General features: G+C 68.2%; 5 protein-coding genes. All 5 read right to left on the bottom strand.

Annotation, left to right across the window (positions count from 1 at the left end; genetic code table 11):
• Positions 1–44: 44 nt before the first annotated feature.
• The 5 genes from BM360_RS18495 to BM360_RS18475 all read right to left on the bottom strand — a co-directional run bounded on the left by BM360_RS18495 (position 45) and on the right by BM360_RS18475 (position 15743).
• Positions 45–11324 (bottom strand): Ig-like domain-containing protein, encoded by an 11280-nt coding sequence (locus tag BM360_RS18495; protein ID WP_131819302.1) that lies wholly within the window; start codon positions 11322–11324, stop codon positions 45–47.
• 231 nt (positions 11325–11555) lie between these two features.
• The gene (locus BM360_RS18490; protein ID WP_093317100.1) at positions 11556–12905 is read right to left on the bottom strand and encodes a sensor histidine kinase; all 1350 of its coding nucleotides are present in this window, start codon (positions 12903–12905) and stop codon (positions 11556–11558) included.
• A complete protein-coding gene (locus BM360_RS18485) occupies positions 12902–13618 on the bottom strand; it encodes a response regulator (protein ID WP_093317098.1) in 717 nt (238 codons plus the stop codon). Before BM360_RS18485 ends, BM360_RS18490 begins: the two co-directional genes overlap by 4 nt.
• 69 nt (positions 13619–13687) lie before the next feature.
• On the bottom strand, positions 13688–14065 hold the full coding sequence (locus tag BM360_RS18480; protein WP_093317095.1) for an RcnB family protein: 378 nt from the start codon (positions 14063–14065) through the stop codon (positions 13688–13690).
• A gap of 172 nt (positions 14066–14237) precedes the next feature.
• Positions 14238–15743: a YcaO-like family protein gene (locus tag BM360_RS18475; protein ID WP_093317091.1), complete on the bottom strand. Its 1506-nt coding sequence runs from the start codon at positions 15741–15743 to the stop codon at positions 14238–14240.
• Between the last annotated feature and the right edge of the window lie 51 nt (positions 15744–15794).

Here is a 15794-nt window from a genome sequence, read left to right as displayed (position 1 = left end):
CTGCCGCCCGCAGCGCTGCCAGGTCGCCTGCGCGCCGGCAATCCTCAGGTCAGCCAGGCGAAGTCGTTCAGGCTGATCGCGCTTGCGGAGGCGGACATCAGGTCTGCGATCAGCGTCACGCTGCCATCGGCACCGCTGCCGTTCGCCGCATGGAACAGCATCGTGTGCCCCGCGGCGCTCTGGCCGACGACGAACAGGCCCGCCGGGCCACCCGTACCGTTGGCGGCGAGATAGGTCTCCACATCATCGACATCGTCGAGGCTGGTCGCGAGATAGCGGACGATGTCGGCGCCGATCAGCCCGCTCTGGCCGGTCGTGTCGTCGATCAGCCGGTCGATCTGCCCGTCCGTCCCATAGGCGTCCTGATCGAACAGGAAGCCGTCGGCGGCGTCGAAGTCGAGGATCGTGTCGCCCTCGGCATAGCGGGCGCGGAAGACGAACGTGTCGCCGCCTTCGCCGCCGGTCAGGCTATCGGCGCCACCTGCGCCTTCGATGACGTCACCATAACGGCCACCGTGGATGACGTTGGCAGCAGAGGAGCCAACGATCTCGACGTCTACGCCATTGGTCCAGTCGACATTCTCGAAACCGCGGACGTCGGCCTCGTCGCCGGCAGTCTGGTCTGCCGCGCCAAGCTCGATCCGCAGGCCGAGCGGCGGGAGATAGTCGTTGTGCGTGCCGAAGACGAGCGTGTCTGTACCGGCCCCACCGTCGAGCGTCACGCCGGCGCCCGCGGTGTAGCCGATGCGATCATTGCCCGCATCGCCATTGATCACGCTGCCGGACAGCCAACTGCCGTGAGTACTGTTCTGGATGACATCATCGCCGTCCCCGGCATTGACGATTGTCACGGCCAGATCGGTTCCGACGATCTGGGTCGCGCCCGATCCGCCATTGATCACGAAGCGGTCGTTCGCCTCGAAGCCGACCAGGTGGAAGTTGTGGAACTCTCCCCCCTGAATGCCCGCCATCTGCACCACGAAGGTCTCGACCGTATCGGACGTCACCTGATTGGCGGTGATCTGCCCTCCGGGGGTGAAGGCGTAGATGTCCTCCATGCGGAGCGTCAGGCTGACATCCGCATAAGCGCCATCGCGGAAGCCGGTTAGCACCGTGTTGGTGATCTGGCGATAGCTGCCGGTGCTGAAATCGGCGTCGGCGTAGAAATAGGCCTCGTTGGCCGCACCGCTGCCGCCCGACACCGTTTCGCCCGCGACGACATCGCCCGCATCGAACAGGAACGTGTCCTCACCCTGGCCGCCGATCAGCGTGTCCGCACCCGCGCCACCGCTGATCAAGGCGCCCGATGCGCCGGCGGTGATCGTGTCCTGCCCGTGCCCGCCGGTCAGCCGGCTGAAGAAGCCGTCCGAACCGCGCATCGTGACGCCGGCGGTGGCATGATAGGCGTCGACATGCTCGAACCCGGTCGTGGTGCCGGCATCGCCGCTGACCTGATCGGCAAGGCGCAGGTCGATCGTCGCTGCGGTCCGCACCATCAGCGTGTCGCCCTCGACATGCGTGCCGCCCGAAGCGCTGGTGTCGGCCGCGTCGTACCAGACCCGGTCGTCGCCCGTGCCGCCGTCCAGCGTATCGCTGCCGGCGCCGCCCTCCAGCACATCGTCGCCCACACCTGCGGAGACGATGACGCGCCGGCCAGAGGCGACAGCGGACGCGTCGATCACGTCGTCGCCGCCCGCGCCGACGATGGTCAGCGTCGCGTTCGTCGCGGAGGCGACTGTGGCATCGCCGATGGCCAGGCTGTTGCCGCCGGCATTGAGCTGGAAGCGCTCCACCCCGGTGACGCCGGACGTTGCGCCGACCGCACCCGCCGTGGTGAACTCCACCACGTCCACGGCACTGCCTCCGCCACCGGTGAAGCTGTCCCCGGCGGTCAGCTCGGCCGCGGCGATCTTGAGCACGTCGATTCCCGCACCGCCGATGTAGCTGTCATTGCCCGCACCGGCGCCGAATTCGATCCGGTTGGACGCGCTGCTGACCCCGGTGGTCGACAGCGTGTCGTTGCCGCTGCCGCCCGCCACCGTCATACGCCCGCCATAAGCGCTGCCCAGCTGATTGTTGGTCAGCGCCAGATTGTTGGTGCCATCGGCGAGGATGATCGCCTCGAACGAGGCCATGCCGGTCAGCACGATCGTGCCCGCCGTGGTCATGCGCAGCGTGTCGATCGCACTGCCCTCGCCACCGCGGATCGTGTCGGCGCCGTTGAGTTCGGTAGCGGCGAAGTTGAAGATGTCGGCACCGTCGCCACCCAGGATGCGATCGTTCCCGAACCCTGCATTGATCGTGTAGGAGGTGGCGGAGGAGACCGCCGCCAGATCGATCTGGTCGCTGCCGCCCGAGGCGTTGATCGTGAAGCTGGCGGCATTGGCGGCGGCGAACGCGCTGCTCACCGTCAATTGCAGGCCGCTCGCCAGCGTCAGCGCCTCCATGCCGCTGACATTGCCGCCAAGCGAGATCATGCCGGTGCCGTTGAGGACCAGCGTGTCACGCCCGCCACCGCCGGACAGCGTATCGCCGGCCGTCAGGTTCGCGGCGGCGACGCGGATGGTGTCGTCGCCGGCGCCGCCGATGACGGTGTCGTCGCCTGTGGTCAGCGCCACGTCGATGCGGTTGCCGACGGTGGTGACAGCGGCGGCGTTGACATAGTCGGCGCCGGCAGAGGTGTAGATCGTCACCGCGCGATTGCTTGCCGAGCCGACGAAGGCGTCGGACAGCGACAGGCGGATGTCGGCCACGTTCAGTGACACCGCCTCGATGCCGCTGACGCGCGCCAGAGCGGCCGCGGCAACGGTACCGGCGGTGGTGATCTGCAGCGCGTCGACGGCGCTGCCACCGCCGCCCGAAACGATATCGGCGGCGGTGAGATCGCCGGCTGCGAAGCGGAACGTGTCAGCTCCCAGCCCCCCTCGGAAGCTGTCATTGCCTGCGCCGGCCACGGCGTTGATCCCGCGCGTCGTGTCGGTGACGGCGCTGGCATCGACGCTGTCATTGCCGGCCGAACCGAACATGGTCAGCGTCGCGCCGTTCGCCGCAGCCACGGCATTGTCGAGCGTGACGGACAAACCGCCGGTGGCGAAGGTGATCTGGTCGATCCCTGATACGTTCGCCAGCTGCGCCGCACTCAGCTGCCCGCCGGTGGAGATCGAAAGCTCGTCGTAACCAGCACCGCCCGCCACAAGGTCGCTCCCGTCGAGACCCGCGGCAGCAAAGCGGAACAGGTCGTTGGCTGCGCCACCGCGGAGGACGTCGTTGCCCAGACCGGCGTAGATCTCGATCCGGTTGGCGCCGGTCAGCCCCGCGCCATCCACCGTGTCGCTACCGTTGTTGCCGTAAACGACGACGCGCTGCCCGGTCGCACTGCCGACGAAGGCGTCGCCGAGCGTGACGGCGTTGGCACCCGCGACGAAGGTCAGTCGCTCGATGCCCGACACATTTGCCAGCGCCCCCGCAGCCAGCGTGCCTGCCGTCATGAAGTTGATCGCATCGACGCCTGCGCCACTACCGCCCGCGACCGTGTCGCCGCTGGTCAGCTCCGCCATGTTGAAGCGGAACACGTCATAGCCGACACCGCCGCGGAACACGTCGTTGCCGCCGAGCGCAGTGATCGCCAGGCTGCGCGTCGCCAGCGTCACGCTGCTGCCGTCGACGATGTCGTTGCCGCTCGATCCGTAGACGGCCAGCACACCGGCATTGGCGCCCGCGATCGCATTGTTGATCGTCACGGACGTGCCCGCCGCGTTCAGCGTGATCTGGTCGACATTGGCGAGCCCGGCGAGATCGGCGACGCTCAGCGTGTCGGCGCTGGTCACGACGATATTGTCGTAGCCGCTGAAACCGTTGATCGTGTCGCCCGCAAGATCGCTGCCGCCGATCCGCACCGTATCGCCGCCACTGGTCCCGTAGATGGTGTCGAGGCCGCCGCTGGCGCTGATTTCAAGGACAGCATCAGTCAGTGCCGTGCCGTTGACGCTGTCATTGCCGACGCTGGTGATCACCTGGATCACGCCACCCGCAACCCCCGCTGCATTGGCTGCATTGAAGGTCAGAGCGTTACCGCCAGCGGCGAGCACATAGCGCTCGATCCCGGACACGCCGGCCATGCTCGCGGCACTAACCGCCCCCGCCGTCTCGAAGACGAGCTGGTCGATCGTCCCGCCCCCGCCCACCACCGTGTCCGCCGCCGTCAGCTCGGCCGCGGCGAAGCGGAACACGTCATTGCCCCCACCACCGCGGAACACGTCATTGCCGCCGCCGGAGCGGACCGCGAGGGTGCGTGTCGCCAGCGTTACCGCGGAGAAATCCACCGCGTCATTGCCGGCGGAGCCGTTGACCGTCAGCGTCGGGCCATTGGCGGCTGCCACGGCATCGTTGAACGCCAGCGACATGCCGCCGTTGAGCAGCGTCAGCACCTCGATCGAATTCATCCCCGCCAGCGCCGAGGCGGGGAGGGCGCCCGTCCCGGACAGCGCCAGCGTATCGTTGCCGGCCCCGCCGCTTACGGTGTCCTGCGAGGAGAGGGTGGCGATGTTGATGCTGAACGTGTCGGCGCCGGCCGTGCCGACATAGGTCTCGGTCGTCTGGTCGACGCCGGTGATCGTCACCGTCACCGTCGCGCTGCCGCCGCTGGCCAGCGTATAGCTGAAGCTGTCCGTCGCCGTGCTGGCGCCGGCGCCGCCGGGCGCGACCAGCGCGTCGAACTTCTGATTGGGATCATAGTCGAGCGTGCCGTCGGCATTGAGGCGGACGAGTGCGCCTGATGCCAGCGTTACCGTCTGGCCGCGGGCGATCGCGGTGCCGTTCACCGCCGCGACCGCCAGCTCGGAATCGGGATCCGCGTCGTTCGCCAGCACCGCGATGGTCGCGCTGCGGTTTTCGGCGACGGTCGCCACGTCATTGCCGGCGACGGCGGGGTCGTCGACTGCGGCCACCGAGATCATCACGGCCACCGGCGCGCCGTAGAGGGCACCATCGAACGGACGATAGGTGAAGCTGTCGTTGCCGGCGTAATTGGACACGGGCGCGTAGGTGAACCCGCCCGAGGGGGCGAGCGACAGCACGCCGTGCGCCGGGCCGGAGACGAGCACCGCTGTCAACGGGCCATCGCCGCCACCATCATTGGCCAGCACGCCGGAGGCGGCGGGGACGACGAGGCTGCCATCCTCGTCCACCACATAGGCGTCGGCCGATGCGACCGGCGGGGTAGGCGCCGCAACGGCCAGAATCTGCGCCTTGATGGCAAGATAGCTGTCGTCGCCGCCGGTTTGCCCGTCATCCTGCCAGACGACGACGAAGCGACCGTCGGCCAGCGCCACGACGTCCGAGGTGCTCTGATCGCCCGCGCTCTGCGTGTTGACGAGGAACTCGCCACCCACCTTGTTGCCGGTGGCGGTAAAGGCCTGACCACGAACCTCCGACGCATTGCTGTTGAAACCGTTGTCGGAGCCGCGATTGTCCCACGTCACGACGAACCCGCCGTCGGATAGGACGGCGACACTCGGCGCTGTCTGGTCATGGGCGGTTGTGGCGTTGACGAGGAACTCGCCGCCAAGCTTCTCGCCCGATGCGCCGAACAGCTGCGCCTTGATCGACGTGCCGTCGGCATCGCCGAGCGTGTAGCTTGTGTCGCGCCAGACGACGACGAAGCCGCCGCCGGGCAGCGCGGTGACATCGGCTTCGGCCTGTACCGACCTGGTCGTCGTATTGACGAGGAATTCGCTGCCGACAGGCGCGCCCGCGGCATCGTATCGCTGCCCCTTGACGCTGTAGCCGGCGGTATCGCCGAGCGTCATGCTCCCGTCCGTCCAGGTCACGACGAAGCCGCCATCGGCGAGGCCGGTCACCTTGGCATCGAACTGGCTGTTCAGCGAGTAAGTGTTAACGTTGAACTCCCCGCCCACGCGATTGCCGCCTGCGTCGAAGATCTGGGCATGGACACCTTCGCCGCTGCCGTCTGCGGGCTCATGCGGCTGCGTCCAATCGTACCAGGTGACCACGAAGCCACCCCCGGCAAGCCCGGCGATGGCAACGTCGGACTGTCCGCCTGCCGTCAGGCTGTTGACGAGGAACTCGCCCCCCACCTTCGCGCCGGTCGCGTCGAAGCGCTGCGCCTTGATGCTGGTCCCGTCATTGTCACCGAGCGTGCCGCTGCCATCCTGCCAGCTGACGACGAAACCGCCCCCTGCAAGGGCGGCGACGGCCGCACCATCCTGTGTATTCGCGGTCTGCGTGTTGACGGAAAGCTCGCCGCCCACCTTGCCGCCGGCATTGTCGAACAGCTGCGCGCGGACATTGTCGTAATTGTCCGTCCAGGTGACGACGAAGCCACCACCCGCGAGGCGGGTGACGGTGGGATCGCTCTGCGCGCCGAACGTGCCGGTGTTGACGAGGACCTCGCCGCCGACCTTCTCGACGCGCCGCGTCTCGTCCCCGTCGCGTACCGTGATGGTGAAGGTGCGATCGATCACGTTGCCGGCGGCATCGGTGCCGCGCACGGTGATGGCGGGTGCGGCGTTCGTCTCGTAATCGAGCCTGGCCGGATCGGCGACGACGAGCTGGTCGCCCGCGATGGCGAAGCCGCCGCCCGTCGCGTCGCTCAGGATCGTGTAGGTGAACCTGTCGTTCACGTCCGGATCGGTGATGCCGAACCGGCCGATGGCAAAGCCTGCGACGGTGCCGCGGCCCTCGTCTACTACCGTGGACGACAGGGACATGTCGGTCGGTGCCCCGGCCGTCTCGAACCGAAAGGCCTGCGCCTTGAGGCCGTTATACGATCCGTCGCCATTGCCGGGGCTCGCATCCTCCCAGGTGACGACGAAGCCGCCGGCGGGCAGGCGGCTGACCGCGGGGTTGCCCTGATGCCCGGCGGCCGAGGCGCTGACCACGAACGTGCCGCCGAGCCGGGCGCCGCTTCCATCGAACACCTGCGCGACCACATCGTTGCCGGTGGCGTTCCCGCCTTCGCCATTGACCTGCGTCCACGTGGCGACGAACCATCCGCCCGTAGCAGCGGAAAGCGTCAGCTGCTGGCCGCTGCCGATGGCGAACTCGCCGCCGAGCTTCGCGCCCGTGGCACTGAAGAGCTGCGCTTGCTGGCCATCGGGACCGGACCAGCCGATCACGAAGCTGCCATCGGCAAGCTCGGCGACAGTCGGGTTGGACTGATTGCCTTCCGTCACCGTGTTGACGAGGAACTCGCCGCCGATCTTGGCACCCGACGCACCGAACAGCTGGGCCTTGATGCTCGATTCGCTGCTGTCGCCCAGCGTCTTGCTGCGATCCTCCCACGTGACGACGAAGCCGCCGTTGGTCAGCCCTTGGACGACCGCCCTTTCCTGCTGCTGCGCGGTCTGCGTGTTGACGCGGAACTCGCTGCCGATCCTGCCGCCTGTGGCGTTGTAGATCTGGCCCTTGATGCTCGTGTAGCTGGTATCGCCGAGCGTGCCGCTCGGATCGGACCAGGTGATGACGAAGCCGCCGCCGGCCAGATCGGTAACGACCGGCGCTTCCTGGTTGCCGGGAAGTTGCGTGTTGACGAGCAGCTCGCTGCCGACCTTCGCTCCTGCCGCGTCGAACAGCTGCGCCTTGATGCCGCTGCCGTCGTAATCCGCCGGATTACCGGCCCGCGAGAAATCCTGCCATGTGGTGACGAACCCGCCATTCGGCAGGCCGGTTACAGAGGGCGTGGACTGCGCACTGGCGGTCGCCGTGTTGACCAGCGTCTCCGCGCCCACCTTGTTGCCGGCGGCGTCGAAGCGCTGCATCTTGATGCTGGCGCCGTCCGCATCTCCCAGCGTGCCGCTAAGGTCCTGCCAGGTGACGACATAGCCGCCATCGGCCAGCCAGCTGATGCTCGGCTCGGTCTGATAGGACCAGGTCTCCGTATTGACGAGGACTTCGTCCCCGTGGCGGCGGACGAGCCCGCCGGTGCCGTCGTCCGCAACGCCGACGCCGGTGATGCCGACCGACACGGTCGCGCTGCCGCCGCCTGCCAGCGTGTAGGTGAAGCTGTCGGTCGCGGCCGTCGTGCCGGGGCCGGTGCCGGGCGAGATCAGCGTGTCGAATGCGCCATGCGGATCATAGCCGATCGTACCATCGGCATTGAGCGTGACGATCGCGCCGGAGGCGAGCGTCACGCTCGCGCCGGCCACGATGGCCGTGCCGTCGATCCTGGCGATCGCGAGCGGGGAATCGGGATCTCGATCGTTCGCCAGCACCGCGATCGTCGCAGTCTGGTTCTCGAGGATCGCAGCATTGTCCGCGACGGCGACGGCCGCATCGTCCACCGCGGTGACCGTGATGGTGACGGTGGCGGCATTTCCCAGGGAGGTGCCGTCATGCGCCATATAGGTGAAGCTGTCGGTGCCGGTGAAATCCGCAAACGGCGTGTAGACGAAGCCGCCACTCTGATCGAGCGTCAGCGTGCCGTGCGCCGGGCCGGAAAAGGGCTGCGCGGTCAGCACATCGCCGTTCGCATCCGTATCGTTGGCGAGCACACCGGGGCCCGCAATGGTGAGCACGGTGTCTTCGGTGGTCGTGAAGCTGTCGGCCGCGGCGACGGGGGCGGCGGGACCGACCAGCGCGACGATCTGTGCCTTGATGCTGGTGCCGCTCGTATCGCCCAGTGTGCCGCTGCCATCCTGCCATGCCACGACGATCTTGCCGTTCGTCAGTGTGGCGATTGCGGGCGCTCCCTGCGCATTCGCGGTGTTGGTGTTGACGAGGAACTCGCGGCCGATGCGGCTGCCGCTGGCGGTGAAGGCCTGCGCCTTGATGCTGGTGGCGCTGGCATCGCCCAATGTGCCGCTGCCGTCCTGCCAAGAGATGACGAAGCCGCCATCCGGCAATGCGCTGATCGTCGGCGCCAGCTGGCTGCTGGCGGTCATGGTGTTGACGAGGAACTCACCCCCCAGCCGGTTGCCGGCGGCGTCGAACAGCTGCGCCTTGACGCTGTCCTCGCTCGTATCGCCCAGCGTGCCGCTATAATCGGTCCAGCTGACGACAAAGCCGCCCCCGGCCAGCGCACCGACCACGGGCATACCCTGGAAGTTGGCACCCTGCGTGTTGACGGGCAGCTCGCCGCCGACACGGTTGCCCGCCGCATCGAACAGCTGCGCCTTGATGTTCGATTCGAGCGAACTGCCCGGCGCGGGCCGGCCGGCAGTGGCGCCGTAATACCAGGTGACGACGAAGCCGCCCCCGGCCAGCGCCGCGACACTGGGCATATTCTCCCAACCGTCCGTCTTCGTGTTGACGAGGGTCTCGGAGCCGACCTTCGCACCGCCCGACGTGAAGATCTGCGCCTTGATGCTGGTCCCTTCGGCATCGCCAAGAGTGGCGCTGCCATCCTGCCACGTGACCACGAAGTTACCGTCGGCCATTCCGACGATGCTCGGCGCGAGCTGGTCGCCCGCTGTCTGCGTGGCGGCGACGAACGGCCCGTCCACCTTGGTGCCAGACGCGCCGAACACCTGCACGCGGACGGACGTGCCGCTCGTGTCGGCACCCAGCGGGGTGAAGTCCTCCCAACCGATGACGAAGCCACCGCCGCTCAGCGCGCCGACTGTGGGCGCCGCCTGATAGCCATGCGTGCTGGTATTGGCGACGAACTCGCCGCCGAGCTTCGCGCCCGCCGCGTCGAAACGCTGCGCCAGCACGTCATTGCCATTGGCCCAGGTGACGACGAAGCCACCGTCGGCCAGACGGGCGATCGCCGGATCGCTCTGGCTGCCGGCGGTCACCGTGTTGACCAGGAACTCGCCGCCCACCTTCGTCGCCGGGCGCGTCTCGTCCACGTCGCGCAGCGTGATCGTGAAAGTGCGGTCGATCGTGTGGCCGCCCGCATCGGTCGCACGGACGGTGACGGTCGGCGTGCTGTTGGTCTCGTAATCGAGCTTGGCGGCGTCCGCGACGACGAGCTTGCCGCCCAAAATGGCGAAGCCGCCCTCGCTGGAGTCGGCGAGCAACGTGTAGGTGAGCACGTCGTTGAAATCCGCGTCCGTCACGCTGAGCGTGCCGACGGTCGCGCCCGTGAGAGTGCCGGCGCCTTCGTCCACACTCGTCGAGGACAAGGCGAGTGCCGTTGGAGCGGCTGCGGCGGCCATGCCGAACACCTGCGCCTTGATGCTGAGGCTGCTGGCATCGCCGAGCGTGCCGCTCTGATCCTGCCAGCTGACGACGAAGCCGCCTCCGGCGATGCCGGCGATGGTCGGCAGGTCCTGGCTGCTCAGCGTCTCCGAGTTCACCATGAAGGTGCTGCCGACGCGAGCGCCGGTCGCATCGAACGTCTGTGCGTGGATGTTCTGACCGGTGGGCTCGCCGGCACCGGCCTGCGCCTGAACCCACGTCACTGCAAAGCCGCCATCTGCTGTGCCGGTCACCGCGGGGCCGATATTGAGCTGGATGCCCGTGCGGATGCCCGGCGTGACGAGCGTCTCCCCACCGACCTTTACGCCCGACGCGTCGAACACCTGCGCCTTGACGCCCTCGAGCGCCAGCCAAGTGGCGACAAAGCCGCCATTTTCCAGGCGAGCGAGCTGGGGAACGCCGTAATTGCCGCGGGAGGCGGTGGCGTCGATCAGGAACTCGGCGCCGGTCTTGGCGCCGGTCGCGCTGAACAGCTGCGCCTTGATGGTGTAATCCCCACCATAAAGCGACGTGCTCTCGTCCCGCCAGCTGACGACGAAGCCGCCACCCGCCAGGCTGGTGATCGAGGGCTGGAACTGGGCGGAGGCGGTCTGCGTGTTGACGAGGAACTCGCCGCCCACCTTCGTGCCCGCGGCGTTGTAGATCTGCGCCTTTACGCTGCTGCTGCTCGTGTCGCCCAGCGTTCCGCTGCTGTCCTGCCACGATATGACGAAGCCGCCACCCGCGAGATTGGTGATCGTCGCCATCGACTGATCGGCGTTCACCTGCGTGTTGACGCGGAACTCGCTGCCGACCTTCGCCCCGCTCGCGCTGAAGATCTGTGCCTTGATGCTGGTGCCCGATGCGTCGCCCAGCGTGTTGCTGCCATCGTGCCACGTGACGACGAAGCCGCCATTTGCGAGCCCGGTGGTGGTCGGCTCATATTTGAAGCCGGTGCCCGCAGTGTTGACCAGCAGCTCGGCGCCCACCCTGGTGCCGGCCGCGTCGAACATCTGCGCCTTGATGCTGGCGGTGCTGTCCGCACCGCTTAGCGAGTTGGTGTCCTGCCACGTCACGACGAACCCGCCGCCGGCCAGCCACGTCACCGTCGGGGCCTGCTGCGCGCCGTTGACCTGCGTGTTGACGAGAAGCTCACCGCCAACGCGACGTACCAGATTCACCATGCTGCCCCCCGGCGAGACCATGGCCAGCCCTTCCCCGCACCCCGCGCAGGGCCATCCCGCACGCGATTGCAGCTGATCTGTTTAGGCTGGCTCCCGCAGCCTGCTCTTACCGAAATGGATCAGATTCTCAAGGAAGTTCTTGGACGTGAAGAAAAGACGCGCGCGCTCCAAGAACACTTGATATCTTTTGTTGAAAACAGATTGCGCACCGTGTCGAAGGGGCAGGCGGCTTCAGCGCAGCGGAAGCGTGATGATCGCGGTCAGCCCGTGCGGCTCGGTCCCGGTCAGCTCGAGCCGCCCGCCATGGCTTTCGGCAACGCTTTGCGCGATGGCGAGGCCAAGTCCGCCGCCGCCCGTCTCCCGGTTTCGCGATCCCTCGATCCGGTAGAAGGGCTGCCGGACGAGCGCCCGCTCCGCCGCCGGAATGCCGGGGCCGTGATCCACCACCCGCACCTCGAGCCAATCTCCCGATGCGACCACCGAGACGGTGGCCTGCCCGGCATAGCAGATGGCATTGTCGACCAGATTGGACAGCGCGCGGCGGACGAGGTTGGGCTGTACCCGCGCGATGACGGGCGCGCCGGGCGCGAAGGCGACATCGTGCCCGAGGCGGGCAAAATCCTCGACCACAGCCTCGGCTAGCGCGGCGACATCGATCGGGCGCGCCTCCTCCCGCGACCGGCCGGTGCGGGCGAGCACGAGAATGTCCTCCAGCATCGCCGTCATCTCGGCGATCTTGGCGATGGCGGCGTCGCGATCCTCGTCATCGTCGATCGATTCGACGCGGATGCGCAGCGCAGCGAGCGGCGTGCGCAGATCGTGGCCGATCGCGCCGAGCATTCGGTCCTTTTCGTCGAGCAGTGCCAGCACGCGCAGGTTCATCGCATTGAACGCATCGATCGCCAGCCGCAGGTCGGTCGGGCCGCTCGGCGCGACAGGCATGGGCGCCTGGCGCCCGCCAAAGGCCTCCGCCGCGCGCGTCAGTTCGCGGAGCGGCCGCGCAAGGCGCATCGCGATCCAGACGGTCACACCCAGCACGATCAGGTAGAGGAGCAGGGTGGCGACAGCGAGCCGCGCGCCCAGCCAGGGATCGCGCCGAGGGGTGATCAGCCGCGCGGTCAGCCATCCCCCGTCCACCCCGTATATGGCGATGCGCAGCACCTGCATGTCCCGGCGGGGCGGGGGCGTGCGGCCGCGCTCGGCGCTGCGCCGCGCAGGCAGCGCAGTCGCCTGGATGGTGCGAGGGCTGACGCCCGCCTCTGCTAGCGCGCGGCGCACCGCCGTCTCCAGCGCGGCGTCGCGTTCCGCCGGTGCGATGCCGCTGTCGGCCGCGCGGTCGAAGCGGGCGCCACGGTGAGACGCATCGGCGACGATGGCGGCATGGAAATCGGGCGAGGCCCGCGCCAGATCGGCGGCGACACCGGCAAAGCGCGTGATCGCCGGCCCCTGGTTCTGCGCCAGCGTTAGCTTCTGCCGCTCGTTGAGGATCAGCGCGAAGTTGATGAGCTGCGCGACGAACAGCGCCAGCCCGAGCAGCAGCGCCATCTGGCCGCCGAGGCTGCGGGGCAGCAGGCGCTTCATATCCTGCGCACGTCGCTGGCGAGCATGTAGCCGCCGCCCCAGACAGTCTTCACCAGTTGCGGGCTGGCGGGATCGGCCTCGATCTTGCGGCGCAGCCGGCTAATGTGGTTGTCGATGCTCCGCTCGAACGCGGCAAGCTCGCGGCCCTGGCTCAGATCGAGCAGCTGATCGCGGGTCAGCACTCGGCGAGGGTGCGTGACCAGCGCGTGAAGGAGATTATACTCGCCGGTGGACAGGGGCGTCGCCACGCCGTGCGCATCGACCAGCTCACGATCCCCGGTGCGCAGGATCCATGGCCCGAAGGCGAAACCCTGCGCGTCGGGCGCGTGGACGGCCGTGCCCCCCGCCGAGCGGCGCAGCACCGCTTTCATCCGGGCGAGCAGCTCACGCGGGGAGAATGGCTTGGTGACATAATCGTCGCTGCCGATCTCCAGCCCGATGATCCGGTCCATCTCCTCCGCCTTGGCGGTGAGCAGGATGACCGGGATCTCTGTGGTCGCACGGAGGAAGCGCGCCAGCGACAGGCCGTCTTCGCCCGGCATCATGATGTCGAGCAGGACAAGATCGATGGCGTGGACGGCCAGGATCTCACGCGCGGCGGCGGCATGCGCGGCCTGCGTCACCTTCATCCCGTTCTTGCCGAGATAGGCGGCCAGCGGCTCGCGAATGTCGCGTTCGTCGTCGACCAGAAGGATGCGGGGTTCGTCGGCCATAGGGGAGCCTAGCGGTGAACAGCGGGACGGCGGAAGCCCCGGAGATGCGATCTCCGGGGCTCCGACCGGTCAGCGGATGGTGTTCGCCAGGACCGAGGCGATGATGCCGCTGGCGATGCCGACCAGCACCGCATCATTGCCCGACTGGACCCAGCGATAGCCGCGCGGCGCATCATGCAGGCGATACTGACGCGGGTTCGAGATCACCCGGTAGTTGCGGGCATAGCGGCTCTCGAACCGCTGGCCGCGCTGCCAGGTGCGATACTGGACCTGCGGACGGCGCACGTCCTTGCGGACGATCACGGTCTTCTTGACGACGCGGCGATTGTCGACGCGGTGGTTCTGTTCGGTCCGGCCCCAACCATCGTTGCGGCCGTGCTGCGGGGCGGCCATCACCGGTGCGGTCAGGACGGAGGCGGCGAGGGCGGCGGCGATCAACTTCTTCATGGTGTCTCTCCTCGTGGGACGCCGTGGCTGGCGTTGAGGAGAAACTGGACCCCGGCTGTCGCGAGCTTATCCCGGCGAGCGCACGAAATTGTCGCAAATTGTATCGGCCGTCAGCCCGGCTGCGCGACAAGTCTACCAGGGTAGGGGAACGTCCCGGACCGCTGCGCTTCGTTCAGCCACCTTCCGACCCGGCACGATGGAACGCCATTTCGTGGGCGCCCGGCTCACGGTAGAGCGGGTAGAGCGCGCCGACGCGGGCATCCACCTTTTCAATGTCGAGCAGCAGCGGCCCGCCGAGGCGATCCTCCGCCGCGGGCGATAGGCGGATGGGGCGGCGCGTGTCGCTCGCCTCGCCGCGGCGAACCAGATCGCTGCCGGCAGCGAGCAGCTTGGCGGCGTTGCGCTCGCCGATGCGATAATAGCTCATCGTTTCCACCTCGAGGCCCGGCACGACCACGCGGACCGCGTGCATGGCAGCGTTAGGCGGCGTGAAATCGAGGATGAGCGGATCGAGGCCGGCCGCGCGCAGCCGACCGGCGGCGTCGGCGCCCGTCGCCTCGGGTGTCGAGACAGCCGCCGTCGGCAGATCGGCGAACGGCTTTTCCGCCGCTACGGTGAACACCGGATCGGCGAGCAGGACGCGCAACTGCCCGCCGTCGAGATCCAGCCAGTGGCGGAAAGCCTCCACCTGCCGCGGCTCGGTATGGCGCGCAGCGCGGCGGGCACGCGGCTCGACGCGCTCCCAATAGCCCGGCGGTACGACCCGGCGCACCGTGTCGATCGGGCCGAAGGCGAATGCCTTGCGCGCGCGGGCGTGGGCATATTCCAGCATCGCCTTGCGCAGCGCCTTCACCCGGTCCGGATCCGCCGCCTCGCCGCAACCGGACAGAGCGATCGGCACCGCCAGGCGGGAGGGATCGCGGTCCGCACCGACGACAAAGACATTGGCGATGCCGAACTCGTCGGTGGCGAACTTGGGCAGGAGATCGATGCCCGCATCCGCGATCCGGCGCGCACTCGCGGCGACTTCGGACGGCAGCGCATCGTCGAAGGTGAGGGCAATGCGGGAATCGAGCGCCCGCAGGCGCAGGCCGTTGCCATCGCGCTGAAGGCATTCGAACAAACCGTGCGAGGCGGCCCATTCGAGCGTCGGGCCGGCGCCGAGGCCGTTGGTGATCAGCGTCGTGAACGGCGTGTAGCCTTTGGGCAGATGGTCGCCAGACAGCGCGGCAACGTCGACCGGCACCAGCACCGGCTCGCCCCCGAACCAGCGGCGTGCCTCCACCCAGCTGAGCGGCGTGTCACGGCCGACCGGCGAACCGGCGGGCAGGCACAGAAGCAGCGGATCCACCACGCCGGCGGAGCCCCGCGCCGCCACCAGCGCGTCGTAGCTGCCCTGGACCTGTTGCATGCGGGCGAAGCCCAGCCGGGCGTGAACCTCCTCATGGCATTCGGCGACGGCCGCGATCATCGCCTGCTCGGGCGTCTGGCCATAGCCGGTGCCCTGCTGCACCTCGCAGCCCACCGCCGCGGGATCTTCCGGGAAGAAGGCGGCCTTCCATGCCGGAATGCCGGTCACGTCGAGCGGGCTCATGTCGAACAGGAACCAGTCGCCGGGGGGTGCCGCATCGATATAGGCGCGGGCGATCGCGGGAACGGGCAACGCGGACGTGATCACGGATAGTCTCCTGGCAGGCGACGCTTACGCCACCACATGACGTTCGAACGA

The organism is Sphingomonas jatrophae (assembly GCF_900113315.1).
GTDB classification, from domain to species: Bacteria; Pseudomonadota; Alphaproteobacteria; order Sphingomonadales; family Sphingomonadaceae; genus Sphingomonas_P; species Sphingomonas_P jatrophae.
Note: the sequence above shows the minus strand (reverse complement) of the source record. Positions and strands in the feature narration are given on the sequence as shown.